Origin of the sequence: Granulicella paludicola (assembly GCF_025685545.1) — a bacterium.
Classification (GTDB): domain Bacteria; phylum Acidobacteriota; class Terriglobia; order Terriglobales; family Acidobacteriaceae; genus Granulicella; species Granulicella paludicola.
The window spans coordinates 332,577-349,073 of record NZ_JAGSYC010000026.1 but is presented as its reverse complement, the minus strand read 5'-3'; the positions used below and the strand labels follow the sequence as shown (position 1 = coordinate 349,073).

Here is a 16,497-nt window from a genome sequence, read left to right as displayed (position 1 = left end):
ATAGAATCGTAGAGGTATGATTCTTCCTTTCGTCCGCGAATTGATGGCGGACCTGGAGTCCTCCGCAGCCTTTGAGCGTGTGCGTCGCCACCTGGCGGGCGGCACGGGTCGGAGACGTGTGTCTGGACTCACGGCTACGGCGCGTGGGCTGTATCTTCCGTACTTCGTAAAGGCCGCGCAGGCTCCTGCGCTGGTGTTGGTCGCTGATAACAAGGCGGCAGAGGCGCTGCATACGGCAGTGCTCGCGGCGTGTGAGCTGACGGGTGCGCTGAAGCCGGATGAAGTGCTAAGACTGCCAGCGCATGATGTGCTTCCGTTTGAGAATCTGTCGCCGCATGGAGAGATCCAGGAGCAGCGAGCGGCTGCATTGTGGAAGCTGGCCAGCGGTACGGCGAAGGTGGTGATCGCTCCGATGGAAGCTGCGTGCATGCGGCTGTTCGGTCGCGAGTATTACGCGGCCCTGGCGCTGCGGCTGGCCGTGGGCGAAGAACATATGCCGGACATGCTGGTGGAGCATTTGATCCAGGTGGGCTACACACGCGTGGACGTGGTGGAGATGCCAGGGCAGGTGACGATCCGCGGTGGCATTCTCGATGTGTATGGGCCGGAGATGGAGCGGCCGGTGCGCATCGACTTCTTTGGCGATGAGATTGAGTCGATCCGCAGGTTCGATCCAGAAACGCAACGCTCGGCTATGGGTACCGGCCATGTAGATGAGGTTCTTCTGCTGCCGCTGACGGAGACACCGGCGACGAATGAGCTGCTGGGCAAGATCAACGCGCGTTTGACGAAGAAAGGAACGCAGAGCGTCGAGCTTGCGGATGGACAGCCGAGCACCACGGAGAGCGGAGCCACAATCTTTCCTGGTTGGGAGTTTTATGCGGCGGTGGCAGGGGCGAAGTCGAGCCTGCTGGAGCTGATGGGCAAGCAGGCGAGAGTGTTTGTGGAAGAGCCTGCGATGGTGGCGAATCAGGGCGAGCGCTGGTGGAACAAGGTGGAGCAGCGACATGAGCGCGCGGGCATCGGCTCGCTGGTAGGGCCGGGGGATCTGTACCTTTCGCCGTGGGAGCTGGAGGACCAGGTGCGCGGCTATAGCGGCTGCGATCTCGATCAGCTAGGCGCTGTCGATGTGCTTGAAGGCGACCGCAGTGACGGTAGTGAAATCGAGTTCGCAACACGGCCGACGATGCGCTTTCACGGCTCGATCCCCGCAATGATCGACCAGCTGAAGCTTTGGATGGAGAGCGAGGCGCGAGTGCTGATTGCTGCTCCAAATCAGGGCGAGGTAGAGCGACTCGCTGGGCTGATGCAGGAGTATGGCGTCGCGTATCGCATCGGCTCGCGGGTCGAACAGGGTCAGTCGGCGTCGGTGTACTCGGAGTCGAGTTACCTGGCGGGTGACCTGCGCACGCCGGTGATCGTGCGCGCTGCGATCAGCAACGGCGTGCAGGTGATGGACCTCGAACGCAAATCGGCGCAGCAGGTGATCGTCGTTGGCGCGAATGACCTGAACGACGATGCCGACGTGAATGCGCGACCCGCTCGCAAGAAGTCGAAGACTGCGGCATTTGTTTCGGACTTCCGCGATCTCGCCGTCGGCGATTTTGTCGTTCATGTGGAGCACGGCATCGCGCGCTACGACGGTTTGCGGAATCTCGAGCAGGGCGATGGCTCGAACCTCGAGCTGATGATCCTCACCTTCGCGGAAGAGGCGAAGCTCTATGTTCCGCTGACGCGGCTGGATCTGATCCAGAAGTATCGGTCAACCGATACAGGACCTGCACCGCAACTCAACCGGCTGGGGAATCCAGCGTGGGCGAAAACGAAGGCTCGTGTGAAGAAGGCCATGCAGGACATGGCTGAAGAGTTGTTGAAGCTTTACGCACAGCGCAAGGCTGCTGAAGGCTATGCCTTCTCGCCCGACAACAACATGATGCACGAGTTCGAAGACGCGTTCGACTACAACGAGACCGAAGACCAGCTGAACGCGATCAAGGACATCAAGAATGATATGGAGACCACGCAGCCGATGGACCGGCTGCTATGTGGCGATGTCGGCTACGGCAAGACTGAAGTTGCGATGCGCGCGGCGTTCAAGGCCGTGCAGGACGGCAAGCAGGTCGCCATTCTTACGCCGACGACCGTGCTGTGCTTCCAGCACTTTGAAAGTTTCAAGCGTCGGATGTCGAAGTTCCCCATTGTGGTGGAGATGCTGTCGCGCTTCCGCACGGCGAAGGAAAAGAAGGATGTGATGGAGCTGTGCGAGCAGGGCAAGGTGGACATCCTTGTGGGCACGCACGCGCTGCTGGGGCAGGGGCTGAAGTTTCAAGACCTCGGCCTTCTGGTGGTGGATGAGGAGCAGCGCTTCGGCGTGAAGCACAAGGAGCGGCTGAAGCAGATGCGGGCGTCGATTGATGTCTTGTCTATGTCGGCCACGCCCATCCCGCGCACACTGCATATGTCGCTCGTGGGGCTGCGCGATATGTCCGTCATCGAGACGCCGCCCAAGGACCGTATGGCGATTCAGACGATTGTGGCGAAGTTCGATGAAAAGCTGATCCGCACTGCGGTCGAGGTGGAGCTGGAACGCGGCGGACAGGTGTACTTCGTGCACAACCGCGTCGAGACGATCTACGAACTCGCTGCGAAGATTCGTGAGCTGGTGCCGCAGGCGCGTGTCGTCGTCGGGCATGGTCAACTGCCAGAGGCCGAGCTTGAACGCACGATGCTCGCGTTCATGGATGGCGAGTACGACGTGCTCTGCGCGACAAGCATCATCGAGAACGGCCTGGATATTCCACGCGCGAACACGATCATCATCAACCGCGCAGATCGTCATGGGTTGAGCGAGTTATATCAGCTACGTGGCCGCGTGGGACGCTCGAATCGTAGAGCGTACGCCTACCTGCTGATTCCGCCGGAGCAGCAATTGACGGAGATTGCTCGGCGTCGACTCGCGGCGTTGAAGGAGTTTTCAGATCTTGGCGCCGGCTTCAAGATCGCTGCGCTCGATCTCGAGCTGCGCGGAGCGGGCAATATGCTCGGTGGCGAGCAGTCGGGACACATCGAAGCGATTGGCTTCGAGATGTACACGACGATGCTCGAAGAAGCCGTCAGCCGCCTGAAGGGCGAGGGCCGCGAGGAGCGGCCGCAGGTGACAGTGAATTTGGGGATAAGTCTGCGCATCGACGAGGCGTATATCCCTGAGGAGGGACAGCGGCTGCGCATGTATAAGGCGATCGCAGGCGCAGAGACGGCGGCGACTCTGACGGAGGTGCGCGCGGAGTTGGAAGACCGCTACGGTAAGCCACCGGAGACGGTGCTGCATCTGCTCGCCGCGGCGGAGATTCGCCTCACGTGCGAGCAACTGGGAATTGCTCAGTTGGAACGCAAGCGCACGGCGATAGAGGAACCGAAGAAGGTTGCTGCTCCGGCAAAGGCGCCGGTGAAGACGGTACCTTCGTATGGGCGACCGGCGACTCCGCTGTGGGGCAGGCATGGGCAGGCCCCGCAGACGGCAAACTTGCAGTTTTCAAGCCGCGCTGCGCTGAACCGACCGGAGTCGAATGCAACGCGAGCGCTGAGAGAGACAGCAGCGGTGCGACCGGCTGGAGCGCCGGCGGTGAAGGCCGGGCAGATGAAGCCTATGCGCGAGATGCTGTACGTCACCTTCAGCGAAAAGCTGCATGCTGCGCCGGCAGCTGACGGCAAAGGCATCAACGCAGGCATGCTGATGAAGCTCGTTGCAAAGAACGCGAAGAATGGCGCGCAGTTCACGCCGCAGGGTGTGCTGAAGTGGCCGCTAAGCGGAGCGCAGGCGGACGTGGTGTTGACCGAGACGCGCGAGCTGCTGGAGCTGCTGGCGAGTTCGTAAGCTCAGAGTAGCTGCGCGCTTGATTAAGGCTCACGACGCTGCAGGCGTGTATGCGTGATGCGGTGGCCAACACGAATCAGCGGCTTCTCAAGGCCGAAATAACTCGCTGAGGCGATTGCAAAGACTGTCGGATAGCGCCACACTGAGTTCGTCAGTGCGAGCAGCCAGTGCGCATGGGGATTGGCGAGGGGCATATTGAACGGTAGCAGCAGCATCTGCCAGAGATAGAGGCTGTATGACATGCGGCCGATGAAACGTAGCGGAGACCACTCCAGCAAGCGGCCGGGCAACGAGTGCGGGCGTGCCAGCGTGCTGAGCACCAGCGGCGTGTAAATCAACAACATAGCGTCGCTGGTCACGTAGGTGGTGTGATCGTAGCAAACGATCGAAAGTACAGCTGCCGCCAAAAGAACAAGGTAGGGGTTGAGCCAGCGTTCACACCACGCCCGCGCCGCTTGCCGCTCCACCAGCACCGCAGCGGCGGCAGCGATCAGGATGCCGCGGACCGCAATATCGGTATGGAAGGCCGGCCACCAGCCGAAGGTTAACGCCGGATGCACCCCGGCGAAGCGCTGCCAAACGCTCAGCAGAAGAACAAGGCTCAAAAGGATTGCCACGCGCAGACGATGCCGACGCACCAGCAGAAGAAATGCTGGCAGGAAGAGGTAGAAGTGCTCCTCTACCGAAAGCGACCAGAAGTGAAGGGTGTACCAGTCCTGCGGCTGCAGTTGAAGTGGCAGATAATTGCGGATGGTCAGTAGCGAATAGACGATGCCCGACTGCGCCGGCTGCAATACACCTGCTCTCATCAATAACGCCAGTATCAAGAGATAGAACCAGGCCGCGGGCCATATCCGGAAGCATCGTTTGAGGTAAAACGTACGCAGATGGAGTGTGCCGGTACGATGCTGTTCTGCAAGCAAGCGCGAACAGATCAGCAGGCCGCTGATGGCGAAGAAAAGTTCGACCCCGCCCAGTCCCGCTCCTGTATGGAGCCATGCAGTGGACAATGGCCCGAGGCGATGGACTCGGTCGTGTGTCAGCAGGACCAGGAGGATCGCAATAGCACGCCAGCCGTCAAGGGTGGGCAGGTAGCCATGCAGAGGTGGCTTGCGGAGATCGACAAGTGTTTCCTGGTTCATGCTTCTGCTTGACTTTGCAATACTGATCTCGGATGGATGCGGCTGTGTGTATCACTATAGAGCGTGGCTGCGGCCATTCGGCTAACGTATGCAGGTACGCGGGCGAGCGTGCAGAAATGACATTGATATGAAGGTGACGAAAAAGCTTCTGCTGCTCAGTTTATTGAATATTGCAGTGATGACCGGGCTTTGGATACTGAAGCCGAGCGGCACGATTCAGGAGCTAAGCAAGGTGCTTCATGGAGAGATGTGGGCCGACTCCGCACCGTTTATGCAGGAGGCCTGGCGGGTTGAGCGGCTGGGACAGCCGGTGTACCAGACGGTGTTCTTTCAGGAGCACCTGAAGTTTCAATATCCCATGTCGTCGCTGCTTTTGGGCTACGTCACGCTCGCGTTCGGGGTCTCGTTTCAGACGCTATTAATCTGGCTGACGATTCCGAGTGCGCTTCTCACGTTGTGGCTGGCAGGCGACCTCTTTGTTCGGGTATTGCCCATGGAGCCTGCCGAGCGATTGCTGGCGCGCCTGCTCGTGATGAGCCTCGGCTTATTTTTCTATCCCCTCGCAAACGGCCTGCAGATCACCCAGATTCAAACTGTGCTTACCTTCCTGTTTACGCTGGCTGTTTGGTTGTGGCTCACGGAGCGGAAGGTCACGGCTGGCATCTGCCTTGCTCTGGCCTGCGCCGTCAAGCCGCCTCTGGGGTTGTTCCTGCTGTGGGGTCTGCTGCGCAGGGAATGGCGCTTTGTCAGCGCGTTCCTGGCCACGCTGGTTGTCGTGCAGGGACTCTCGGTGGGCCTCTTCGGATGGAGCAACAACATCGCCTATCTCGGACCGCTCAGTTACATGGGACATCACGGCGAATGCATCGGAGAAAACCAGTCGGTCAACGGGTGGCTGCAACGGTTGTTGCGCAATGGAGAGGGCAGCACGTCGATGTTCGCGCCTTACAACCGCATCGTCTACCTTGGCACCGTGCTGTCCTCCCTCCTTCTGGTGGCAGTCGGCTTGGTGGTGCCGGTGTGGCGACGGTGGCGTGACCCGGTCGGCGACTTCCTTTTCTTCGGCCTGCTCTCCACGATCGCCTCGCCCATCGTATGGACCCATCACTATGGTGTCTTCTATATAGGCACTATCTATCTGCTGGCAGTCTTTCTCCGGGACGAGCAAACTATCCCCGTCGCCTTGGGGGTCTGCTTTGTCGTACTCGCCAACCTCTTCCATCTGCTGGGCCGTTTCTATTGGATTCCTTCGGTCAATTGGGTGTTCAGTTATGGGCTTTACGCGGGTATGGGAATCATTTTGATTTTTTTGAGGAAGTACGAAAGATATGGCTTGGGAAAACTAAAGTAATGGTCCTATACTTTGGCGTATGAGAACACTGTTGGCGTCTTCTTTTCTGCTGGTTGCATTCGCCCAGACCTCGTTCGCACAGGAGCCAGCCACCCAGAGCCAGGCCGCGACGGTCTCCTCGGTTACCCTTCCCGTTGCCATTAAGGCCCCGCCCGTAAAGTATCCGAAGGGCGCTCCGCTGGGCCGCTACGTTGTCTCCGTTGCTTTTGTCGTGGACGAGCGCGGCATCCCGAGACACCCCCAGGTCGTGAAGTCTGATAACGAGTACTTCGACTTCAGCGCCATGGTCGCCGCCCTGCAGTGGCGTTTCAAGCCCGGTACGCGCGACGGAAAACCCGTCAAGACTCCGCTCACGGTCCAGCTTGCCTACGATAAAGAGAGCAAGTGGAACGATAACTAATCGCGGTTGGTGTGCAGGCGTCGTTTCGATAGACTCTGGCTATGCGCATCTTGCTCTTCGCCACCCTTGCGGGGGCCCTTTTACTGCCGGAAGGTCTGTCGGCTCAACGTCTGTCCGCCGATGGCGCGGCACAGACATTTCGCTTTTTGAGCGAACAGTACTTCGACCAGATTTACTTCAAGTACTCTCCGACGAGCGGCACAGCGGCGGGTCTGCATCAGTACGACACGCAGCTGGAGGACTATTCGTCCGCAAATATAGCGAGCGAAGTAGCGGCGCTGCATGAGATAGAGAAGAAGCTGGCGCAGATCGACCCGTCGGCGCTCGATGCCGAGCCAGCCGGGGACTACGCGATCCTGACCGGGCGCGTCCATGCCGACCTGTTGCAGCTGGAGACGATTCGTAACTGGGAGAAGAACCCGGATTCCTACTCGAGTGGTGTAACGAACTCGATTTTTGTCTTGATGGAGCGGCCGTATGCTCCCGTAAATACAAGGCTGCGTGCGGCGGTTGAGCGCGAACGGCATATCCCGCAGGTATTGCTGGAGGCGCGCAAAAACCTAAAAAATCCTCCGAAGATCTACACCGAGATCGCGCTCGAACAGATCGACGGTTTGGTGAGCTTCTTTCAGAACGACGTGCCGAGCGCGTTCACTGGCGCCGATGATCCGAAGGCTAAGGCGGAGTTTGCGACGACCAATGCGGCGGTTGTCGAAGCGTTGAAGAGCTACGGGGTGTGGATGAAGTCCGATCTGCTGGCCCGATCAAACGGCGATTTCCGCTTCGGGCAGGACACCTTCCAGAAGGCGTTGCTCTACAACGAGATGGTGGATATCCCTCTGGATAAGTTGTTGCAAATCGGCCTAAATGATCTGCATAAGAATCAGGCGGAGTTTGCGCGGGTGGCCAGGGAGATTGATCCGAACAAGACGCCGCAGCAAGAGTTAGCTGAACTGGCAACGATCCATGTCGCGCCAGACCAGCTGCTGGCGACCTTCCAGAACACCTTCGATTCGCTGAAGGCGTTTATCCGAGCGAAGCACATCATCACAATTCCGAGCGATGTGCCGCCGGTGCTCGAAGAGACACCGCCATTTATGCGCGCGACCACGCAGGCTTCGATGGACCCCTCGGGACCGTTCGAGACGCACTCCACGAAGGCTTATTTCAACGTGACATTGCCCGAAAAGGGCTGGTCGGCCGAGCGCGTGGCAGAACACATGGCCGCCTTCAACGTCGGCACAGTAGTTTCGACCAGCGTGCATGAGGCCTACCCGGGACACTATGTGCAATTCCTCTGGCAGGACCAGTTTCCCTCGAAGATACGGCAGCTACTCGGCGCAAACTCGTCGATCGAAGGGTGGGCGCACTACTGTGAGCAGATGATGCTGGATGAAGGCTACGGCCAGCCCGGCGAAGGCGCGAAGGACGCACATGAAAGCAAACTGATCCATCTGGGCCAGTTGCAGGACGCTCTGTTGCGCGATGCTCGTTTTATCGTCGGCATCCGCCTACATACGGGCGTTGGCGGCGCCATGAGCCAGGAGGAGGCGGTAAACTTCTTTATAAGAGAAGGCTATCAGTCGAGGTCGATAGGCGAGATGGAGACCAAGCGTGGCACCAGCGATGCGCTCTATCTTTACTACACGCTTGGCAAGCTGGAGATATTGAAGCTGCGCGCGGACGTAAGGAAGAAGCAAGGTGCGGCGTTCAACCTGCAGAGCTTTCATGACGACTACATGCGGCAGGGACCCGCGCCGATGAAGGTGATTCGGAAGGCGATGCTTCACGACGATAGCCCTGTTCTCTGAACTGAGCTGGACTGAACGATTGACTCCCAGGCACAGAATGCGTTCCAATCAGCGTCTCTGTCTATGCGTGAGCAGTAAATTTTAGAAAGATTTGAGGGCTCGATGGCTGGTTTGAAGATTCGTAAGGCAGTAATTCCCGCGGCGGGTATGGGTACCCGCTTTCTCCCCGCTACCAAGGTGATGCCGAAGGAGATGCTGCCGCTGGTGGATAAGCCACTGCTGCAGTACGGCGTGGAAGAAGCTGTGGCCGCCGGCTGTGATGAGGTTATTATCATCACCGGTCGCGGCAAGGTCACAATGGAAGATCACTTTGACCGCGCCCCGGAGCTTGAGGCCTCGCTCGAACGTCGAGGCAAGTTGGAGCTGTTGGAGAAGGTTCGCGAAGTCACCAAGCTGGCCCGCATCGTAGCGACCCGCCAGTCGGAGCCGCTTGGTCTGGGACATGCGGTACTGCAGGCTAAAGAGATCGTGGGCGATGAGCCTTTCTGCGTCATCCTGCCGGACGATGTGGTGCATGGTGACGAAGCCTGCATGAAGCAGATGGTGCAGGCGTTTGAGAAGGTGCAGGCCTCCATCCTCGGCTCCGAAGAGGTTGAGGGCGACGCTATCCAGAATTACGGTTGCCTCGACTGCTTGGTTGACCCGAACGATCCGCAGCTGCTGCATGTGCGCGACATGGTGGAAAAGCCGAAGCCGCATGAGGCTCCGAGCCAGAACGCCATCATCGGCCGGTATATCCTTACGCCGCGCATCTTTGAGTTGATCGAAGGCCTCAAGCCGGGCGCCGGCGGCGAACTGCAGCTCACCGACGCGATCAAGGCGCTGATTCAGTTTGAGAAGGTCTACGGCTTCCGCTACAAGGGCGTCCGTCACGATGCAGGCGACAAGTTCGGCTTTCTGAAGGCGACGGTCGACTTTGCGCTGGAACGTGAAGACCTCGGCCCTGCCTTCCGCGAGTGGCTGAAGGCGAAGAAGTTTTAAGAGCAGGAAGTAGGGAAGAGGGAGCAGGGAATAGTGGCTAGGCGCGCGACACTTGGAGTGTTGATGGGGCTAGCCGCGATGACCTGCTCCCCTTTTGCTGCAGCACCGGTGGGAGCGCAGACTCAGGCGTCTCGTAGCACCGATGCGGCGACGGCGGTGTATCAGCGAACTCGCCTGATTCTGAAGGATGGCAGCTATCAGGCGGTGCTCAGCTACAAGGTGGAGGGCAACACCGTGTCCTACCGGAGCGCCGAGCGCAACGGCGAGCTGGAGGATATTCCGTTGAAGCTGGTAGACATGCCAGCAACGGTGGCATGGTTTCAACAGCATGTGGCTCCTGAAGGCCTGGGACAGCGCAACGAGCGGCCGGTGCTGAGTCCAGAGCTTGCGAAGGCCGAGGCAGAACGCGCAGCGATGACGCCCGAGGTGTCTGCCAATCTGCGATTGCCGCAGGACTTGAGCCTGCTGGCGCTGGATCGCTTCGAGGACACACCCGAGCTGGTGCCGCTGCCGCAACAGGGAACCGACCTGAACAAAGAGACAGCCCATGGTGTGCTGAAGCAGGCTCTCAATCCTGCGTCATCGCCGCACCGGATTCTGGAACTTCCGCATCGCAGCGCTGACGTGCAATTGCATGGGACCGAGTTTTCGTTTTATGTGCGCGTCGGAGACGATCTGGCCGAGACGGGCGGCGGATTCATCGTCGACACCCATGGCGCGGACAACAACACAGTACGTGAGACGCCCACGGGAGGCGCCGCTGGGAGCTCGTATGTCATCGAGAGGCTGGATGCGCGGCTGGATTCACGCATTGTGAACAGCTTCCGCATCGCGTGGTTGAACAGCGGTCATAAGCAGCCCGAGGTGATCGAGACGCGGGAGCAGGAGCTGCCGGGCGGGCACTGGCTGAAGCTGACGCCGACCGAGCCGCTGGAGCCGGGGGAGTATGCGCTGATCGAGGTCGTCAGTGATCACGAGGTGAACCTGAACGTGTGGGAGTTCGGTGTGCATCCGCAGGCGGCGGAGAATCTCGAGGCGCTGCGACCGGATGTGCGCGGGCCGGTGGAACTGAAGAGCCGCAAGCCTTAGCCTGTCGGCCAGTGGCAATCGCTGTGAGTTAGCTGTGTCGCGAACCCTTGGATGGGACAATGACCTTCGGCTTGGATGGGTCGGCCACCGAGATGCAATTACGGCCTTCCGCCTTGGCGTTGTACATCGCGGTATCCGCGCTGAAGACGATCTCCTTCTGGGTCGTGCCATCCTGGGGAAAGGTCGCGAGGCCGAAGCTGCCGGTCATGGAGATGTTTAGCTTCGAGGCGCTGAGGAACGGGGTAGAACTCAGCTTTTTCAGAAGCTGATCCGCCAGCTCCAGTGCATCAGGCTTGTCGAGATGATTGAGCAGGCAGACGAACTCATCGCCACCGTAGCGGAAGGCCGCATGCTCCGGGCCGATCGTGCGTTTGATCAGGCTGCCGATCTCGGCAAGCAGCGCAGAGCCGACGAGATGCCCGTGTGTGTCGTTGATGCTCTTGAAGTGATCGAGGTCGATAAAGATCAGGGAGAAGTGCTCTTGCTGGATGGAGACAACGCGCCCGCGGGAGGCGGGTGTGGTGCAACGGGCGATCTCCTCGTCGAGCAGGTTGTAGAAATGGCGAGCATTGAACAGGCCGGTGCAATCGTCCGTGATCGTCAGCCGGTCGATCAACTTTACGTGGCGTGCGTTTTCGAGAGCGATGGCTGCGTAGTCGCAGAAGATGCGAAGAAAGGTGATCGAAGCATCAGGCAGCAGGTCGAGCTTCGAGTTATTCATCTGCAACACCGCGAGCGTGCGGTCGCCATGGCGAATCGGCAGGCATGCGATCGACTGTAAGTGCAGCTCAGGATGCGCTGCTGCGTAGGCGCTCCAGTCCGGTGCCTGGGATACATCCGGCACGACGAGCGGAATGCCCGAAGCGGCTACAAATCCCGCGATGCCTTCGCCGATCGGCAGTCGGATGTCGCGCAGCAGTTCCTCATCGGTGCCCGCAGAGAGCGCATAGTACAGATGCTGTGTTTCTTCATCCACCAGCAGCAGGGTCCACTGCTCAGGGCCGAAAAAGCTCTCCATCTGTTGCATGATGGTGCGCAGCAAGTTGTCCAGCTGAAGATTGGAGGTCAGGGCGCTCGCGACATCGTGGAATACACGAAGGCTCTCTAACTGGCGGGAGTCGATGGATTCGAGCTGACGCTTTGATTTCAAGGTGCATCCAGAGTGCTGGGAGTGAACACAGTGCCGCTCTCCGAAGAGGAGCGTGCGAAAAGGAGGACCGGAAGTGGGACGATGGAGCGGAAGTCTACGCTTCCAAGGCGTATTCAGCTTTCAGTCTGATTTCTCTATACCGAAGAGCTCAACCGCCGATATGCACCATACTGCGTGAAGGCTTTAGAAAAGAGGGCTCACCGATATGATGGCGTGCTTCTTTCTTTTCGATAATACGACGAATGCGCTGCCGTAGTTCCTCATCTGTCTCTCCGCGATGCATCCAGCCCACCAGATCGTGGTCAGATTGGGAAAACAGGCACGTTCGTATCTTGCCGTCGGAGGTCAGACGAATCCTGCTGCACTGCCCACAGAAGGGCTGTGACACGGGAGCAATAATGCCGATCTCTCCCACTCCATCGTCGAAGGTGTAACGACGCGCTGTCTCGGATGGATTGTTCGCAGGCAAAGCAACGAGGGGCCGTACCTTATTGAGCCGTTCAACGATCTCGGAAAGTGGGACCACGGTTTCAGGCGTCCAGGTGCGGTCTTCTTCCAGCGGCATGAATTCGATGAAGCGGACGATGACGTTCTCACTGCGGGAGAACTCCGCGAAAGCCTCGATCTGCGAGTCGTTGAAGCCGCGGAGTAGCACACAGTTCACTTTAACTGGTCCGAGTCCTGCGTCTTGCGCGGCCCGGATGCCTGCCTGAACGCGTTCAAAGCTGCCGGGAACGCGTGTGATGCGAGCGAAGGTGTCCGAGTCGACAGCGTCCATGCTGACCGTAATGCGTGAAAGGCCGGCATCCTTGAGCGGTTGCGCCAACCCGGCAAGTTTATGACCATTGGTGGTTACCGCGATGTCGATCTTCGACACGAAGTCGGAGCGCATCTCGGAGATTTCACGAACGAGGTCGAGCAGTCCATCGCGCAGCAAGGGTTCGCCACCGGTGAGGCGCACTTTCTCGATGCCGAGCGAGACGAAGATCCTCAGCAGGCGAGCATAGTCCGCCATGGGCAACTCGGAAAACTGGGCACCATCGTTGCCGGTGCGGCAGTAGACGCAGCGGTAGTTGCAGCGGTCGGTGATGGAAAGCCGTAGGTCGGTAATGAGCCGGTTGTGACTGTCGCGCAGACGCTCGAAGCCACCGACGGCCAGAGGGGCGACCGGGGAAGAGGTTTCGAGGATGGGCAGAGTATGACTCATGAAAGGCTTACTTAGATTGGATGCGCGCTACGGCGTGGCGACCCGGTGCTCCGGATCAGAAAAGCGAAGGGCAGGAGTGAAGCGGGGCGGAACCGCCGCTGTCTCCTGCCTGTTGATTCCAGATTCTCCGCGAGCTAGATGCCTACGCCGAAGTCCACGTCCTGCACCTGATCGCCCGAGTGAGCGTAGAAATCGTAGGGGGTGCGGCGATTGAACTTATATCGCTGGCGAATCTCGCGGCCAACGATCAGTCCGAGAGCGACAGCTGTGACGCCCGCAGAGACCCACCCGACGGTGCGCAGCAGGCTGCTCTCGTGGCTGTCCGTCAGATCGTCAATCTGATCGCCAATCTGGTTACCGAGTTTGCGGAGGGAACGTGACACCTTCATGGCCTGAATCATATCTCAGTGAGTAGAACCTTGGGTATAAGGGAAGAAAGACGGGAGTACTGCCTCCGCCAACAGGAGCTAAGTCTTCGACGTATTGGATGCGGCGGGGGGAGCAGGGGCTGCAGCAGCGGTCGGAGCTGCGGGTGCGGCAGCGGGAGCCGAATCAGTGCTTGCGGCGGTCGCTGGAGCAGCTGCGCTGGAGTCGCCGGAGGGCTTCGCGGTGGAGGAGTAAAGGTCTTTGTACCAGCCACCTCCGGCGAAGTTGAAGGCGGGTGCGGTGATGGTGCGCTCGAGCGGTCCGCCGCAGTGCGGGCAGATGGTGAGCTCGGCGTCAGAAAACTTCTGGATCTTCTCCGTGCGACGGTGGCAGGCGGAGCATTCGTATTCGTAGAGCGGCATGGCGGTTCCTTCTGGATTCAGTGCTCAGTCTCTAGGATACAGCCCGCAGGCGGCTCAGACGGCTGCTGCCGCTATACAAGCCCTCCAACGGCAGCCTAGAATCGCTGCCATGCAATGGGGTCGAGCAGTGGTGGCTGTGGTGCTGGCGTGCGCCGCGAGTGCTGGGGAACAAGCTTTCGGCTTGCAGGCTGACGGCAGACCGCTGTTGGAACTGGCACCCGCGTCAGCCAAAGCTGTGGTGCTGTACTTCGTGGCGAGCGACTGCCCTGTCTCGAACCGGACACTGCCGGAGATGCTGCGCGTGCAGCATGAGTTCGCCGCGCGTGACGTAGCGTTCTGGTTCGTCTACCCCAACACGGGCGAGACCTTGCAGACGATGACGCATCACCTTGCCGCGTTCGGCGTGGGAAAAGATGCCGTTCTGGATAAGGCTAGTCGGCTGGTCGCGCTGACGCATGCTCGCGTGACTCCAGAGGCGGCGGTGCTTGTCCGTGATGGCGCTGCCTGGAAGCCGGTGTATACCGGGCGCATCGACGATCGCTATGTTCGGCTGGGCGTGGAACGGCCGCAGGCAACCGAGCATTTCATCGAGCAGGTTGTGAGCGAGGTGCTGGGGCAGCGCCCTGTGCAGAAGGCTGTGGGAACGCCCGTCGGCTGCGCCATCATGAACCCCAGCGCGCCTGTGCAGACGAGTGAGGACGCGAAACAGTGAAGGTTCTGGTCCTGTTGCTGTGTAGTGGTGCGCTCCTGGCGCAGCAGCCTGCCACGAAGCTTTCTGCGCATGAGCGCGAGCTGGTGACCTGGCGCGGAGAGATTGCTCCGATCGTCTACAAAAATTGCCTGAGTTGCCATCACACAGGTGGATCGGGGCCGTTCGATCTTTCGACGTATGCGCAGGCGAAGCGGTGGTCGCCGCAGATGCTCGACGTCACGCAGAGTCGCTACATGCCGCCGTGGCTGCCTGCCCCGGGGCATGGCGAGTTCGCAGGCAATCGACGTATGAGTGAGGCCGAGATCGCCGCGATCAAGGCGTGGGTCGCATCCGGCGCACCGGAGGGTGCAGGCAAGGTGCCGGTGGCACCGACCTTCAAGAGCAGCTGGGAACTCGGGCCGCCGGACCTTGTGCTGGAGATGCCTGCGGCCATGCAGGTACCTGCTTCGGGTACTGATCTATATATGAATTTTGTGCTGCCCAGCTCGCTGCAGACCTCTCGTTGGGTGCGGGCGATGGAGATTCAGCCGGGATCGGCGCAAGTGACCCATCATGCGAATGTGATTCTCGATCGGACGCAGTCACTGCGGCGGCAGCATCCTGCGGACTGGCAGCGCGGTGTCCCGGGAATGGATATTCTGGTGGACTCAGGCGATGACTTCGACCCGGACAGCCACTTTCTGTTCTGGAAGCCGGACTCGACCGCGCTGGTGGAACCGCAGGGAATGCCGTGGCGGCTCAATCCTGGCGACGACCTGATTCTGAACATGCATCTGAAGCCGACCGGCAAGCCAGAGACGGTGCGCGCGAAGATCGGGCTGTACTTTACGGATAAGCCCGCGAGCGAGCATCCGATGCTGCTGCAGTTGGAGAACGATGCCGCGCTCAACATCCCGGCAGGAGCCACCGACTTCGTAGTGGAGGACGAGTTGAAGCTTCCCGTCGCGGTGCAGGTGTTAGGCGTCTATCCGCATGCGCACTACCTGGGGAAGCGGCTTGAAGGCTGGGCGATGCTACCCGATGGCTCGCGTCAGGACCTCATCCTCATCGAGAGTTGGGACATCGATCGGCAGAGCGTTTACAGGCTGGCGAAACCTCTGCCGCTGCCCGCAGGGACAGTCGTTCATATGCGCTATAGCTACGACAACTCCGCGGCGAATGTTCACAATCCGCACAGCCCGCCGGTAGCGGTGCATGCGGGCAATCGCAGCGAGGATGAGATGGCTCATCTCTGGTTGCAGGTATTGCCCGTCGGTCCGAAAGCCGATGAGCCCGATCCGCGGCTCGCGTTAGAACAGGCGTGGATGGAGAATCGCCTGCGCAAGAGCCCGGATGACGACATCGCGCTCTACAACATGGCCGCGCTGGAGACGGCGCAGGGCCATAGCACGCAGGCCGAGGCGATCTATCGCAGGCTGCTGGTGCAGCGACCCAAGGATGTGCGCACAATGACGTCGCTCGGTGCCGCGATGGCTGCAGCCGGCGACTGGCAGGGCGCGCAACAGCAACTGCGAGAGGCTGTTGCAACGGACGCCAGCTACACCGACGCTGCGTTCGATCTGGCTTCCATCGACGCGGAGCATGAGGACACAGCGGAGGCGGAGTCCCTGCTGGTGACGCTGACAGCGGCGCACCCTCAGGATGGGGCCGCCCAGCGGCTGCTGGCGATCGTCTATGCGAATGAAGGCCTGCTGGCGAAGGCACTCGCTCGGCTAAAGGCATGGCAAAGTATCGAGCCGATGGACCCTGACCCGCATCGTGCGCTTGCACAGGTGTATGCGCAGATGGGACAGCAGGTGGACGCTGTGCAGGAGCAGAAGGCCGTGATTGCGCTGGCGCCGAAGAGTGCAAGCGACTGGAGCGACCTCGGTGTGATGGAAGCCCAGAGTGGTAACAAGCTCAGTGCCAGGAAAGACTTCGAGCGCGCGATTGAGCTGGATCCGTCGCTTGATGCTGCGAGATCAAACCTGGCCAAGCTGCCGTGACGCTAGA

Annotated in this window: 13 protein-coding genes; 8 read left to right on the top strand and 5 right to left on the bottom strand. The window is 59.9% G+C overall.

What is annotated here, in order from left to right:
* Positions 1 to 16 precede the first annotated feature (16 nt).
* Positions 17 to 3,874: a transcription-repair coupling factor gene (mfd, locus tag OHL14_RS17035; protein ID WP_263380578.1), complete on the top strand. Its 3,858-nt coding sequence runs from the start codon at positions 17 to 19 to the stop codon at positions 3,872 to 3,874.
* A 23-nt stretch (positions 3,875 to 3,897) separates the two neighbouring features.
* Here the strand turns inward: mfd and OHL14_RS17030 are convergent, their stop codons facing one another.
* Entirely contained in the window at positions 3,898 to 5,016 is a 1,119-nt protein-coding gene (locus OHL14_RS17030; RefSeq protein WP_263380577.1) for an acyltransferase family protein, read from the bottom strand.
* A 127-nt stretch (positions 5,017 to 5,143) separates the two neighbouring features.
* On the opposite strand from OHL14_RS17030, the gene OHL14_RS17025 reads away from it, so the two are divergent.
* The 5 genes from OHL14_RS17025 (at position 5,144) to OHL14_RS17005 (ending at position 10,648) form a co-directional block, all read left to right on the top strand.
* The gene (locus tag OHL14_RS17025) at positions 5,144 to 6,367 is read left to right on the top strand and encodes a glycosyltransferase family 87 protein (protein ID WP_263380576.1); all 1,224 of its coding nucleotides are present in this window, start codon (positions 5,144 to 5,146) and stop codon (positions 6,365 to 6,367) included.
* 19 nt (positions 6,368 to 6,386) lie between these two features.
* A complete protein-coding gene (locus OHL14_RS17020) occupies positions 6,387 to 6,767 on the top strand; it encodes an energy transducer TonB (RefSeq protein WP_263380575.1) in 381 nt (126 codons plus the stop codon).
* Positions 6,768 to 6,808: 41 nt separating this feature from the next.
* The gene (locus OHL14_RS17015; RefSeq protein ID WP_263380574.1) at positions 6,809 to 8,578 is read left to right on the top strand and encodes a DUF885 domain-containing protein; all 1,770 of its coding nucleotides are present in this window, start codon (positions 6,809 to 6,811) and stop codon (positions 8,576 to 8,578) included.
* Positions 8,579 to 8,680: 102 nt separating this feature from the next.
* Positions 8,681 to 9,559, top strand: coding sequence for a UTP--glucose-1-phosphate uridylyltransferase GalU (galU, locus tag OHL14_RS17010; protein ID WP_263380573.1), 879 nt, complete (start codon positions 8,681 to 8,683; stop codon positions 9,557 to 9,559).
* A gap of 63 nt (positions 9,560 to 9,622) precedes the next feature.
* Positions 9,623 to 10,648 (top strand): hypothetical protein, encoded by a 1,026-nt coding sequence (locus OHL14_RS17005; protein ID WP_263380572.1) that lies wholly within the window; start codon positions 9,623 to 9,625, stop codon positions 10,646 to 10,648.
* A 28-nt stretch (positions 10,649 to 10,676) separates the two neighbouring features.
* Here OHL14_RS17005 and OHL14_RS17000 read toward each other — a convergent pair whose 3' ends face one another.
* The 4 genes from OHL14_RS17000 to OHL14_RS16985 form a co-directional block, all read right to left on the bottom strand.
* Positions 10,677 to 11,798 (bottom strand): GGDEF domain-containing protein, encoded by a 1,122-nt coding sequence (locus tag OHL14_RS17000; protein ID WP_263380571.1) that lies wholly within the window; start codon positions 11,796 to 11,798, stop codon positions 10,677 to 10,679.
* A 148-nt stretch (positions 11,799 to 11,946) separates the two neighbouring features.
* Positions 11,947 to 13,005, bottom strand: coding sequence for a GTP 3',8-cyclase MoaA (gene moaA / locus OHL14_RS16995; protein ID WP_263380570.1), 1,059 nt, complete (start codon positions 13,003 to 13,005; stop codon positions 11,947 to 11,949).
* A gap of 134 nt (positions 13,006 to 13,139) precedes the next feature.
* Entirely contained in the window at positions 13,140 to 13,406 is a 267-nt protein-coding gene (locus tag OHL14_RS16990; RefSeq protein ID WP_263380569.1) for a hypothetical protein, read from the bottom strand.
* A gap of 66 nt (positions 13,407 to 13,472) precedes the next feature.
* Positions 13,473 to 13,793, bottom strand: coding sequence for an FmdB family zinc ribbon protein (locus OHL14_RS16985; RefSeq protein WP_263380568.1), 321 nt, complete (start codon positions 13,791 to 13,793; stop codon positions 13,473 to 13,475).
* Between the two features lie 109 nt (positions 13,794 to 13,902).
* Between OHL14_RS16985 and OHL14_RS16980 the strand changes: the two genes are divergently transcribed.
* Positions 13,903 to 14,505 (top strand): redoxin domain-containing protein, encoded by a 603-nt coding sequence (locus tag OHL14_RS16980; protein ID WP_263380567.1) that lies wholly within the window; start codon positions 13,903 to 13,905, stop codon positions 14,503 to 14,505.
* Positions 14,502 to 16,490 carry a tetratricopeptide repeat protein gene (locus OHL14_RS16975; protein WP_263380566.1) on the top strand — a complete coding sequence of 663 codons (1,989 nt, stop codon included), beginning with the start codon at positions 14,502 to 14,504 and terminating at the stop codon, positions 16,488 to 16,490. Before OHL14_RS16980 ends, OHL14_RS16975 begins: the two co-directional genes overlap by 4 nt.
* Positions 16,491 to 16,497: the final 7 nt, after the last annotated feature.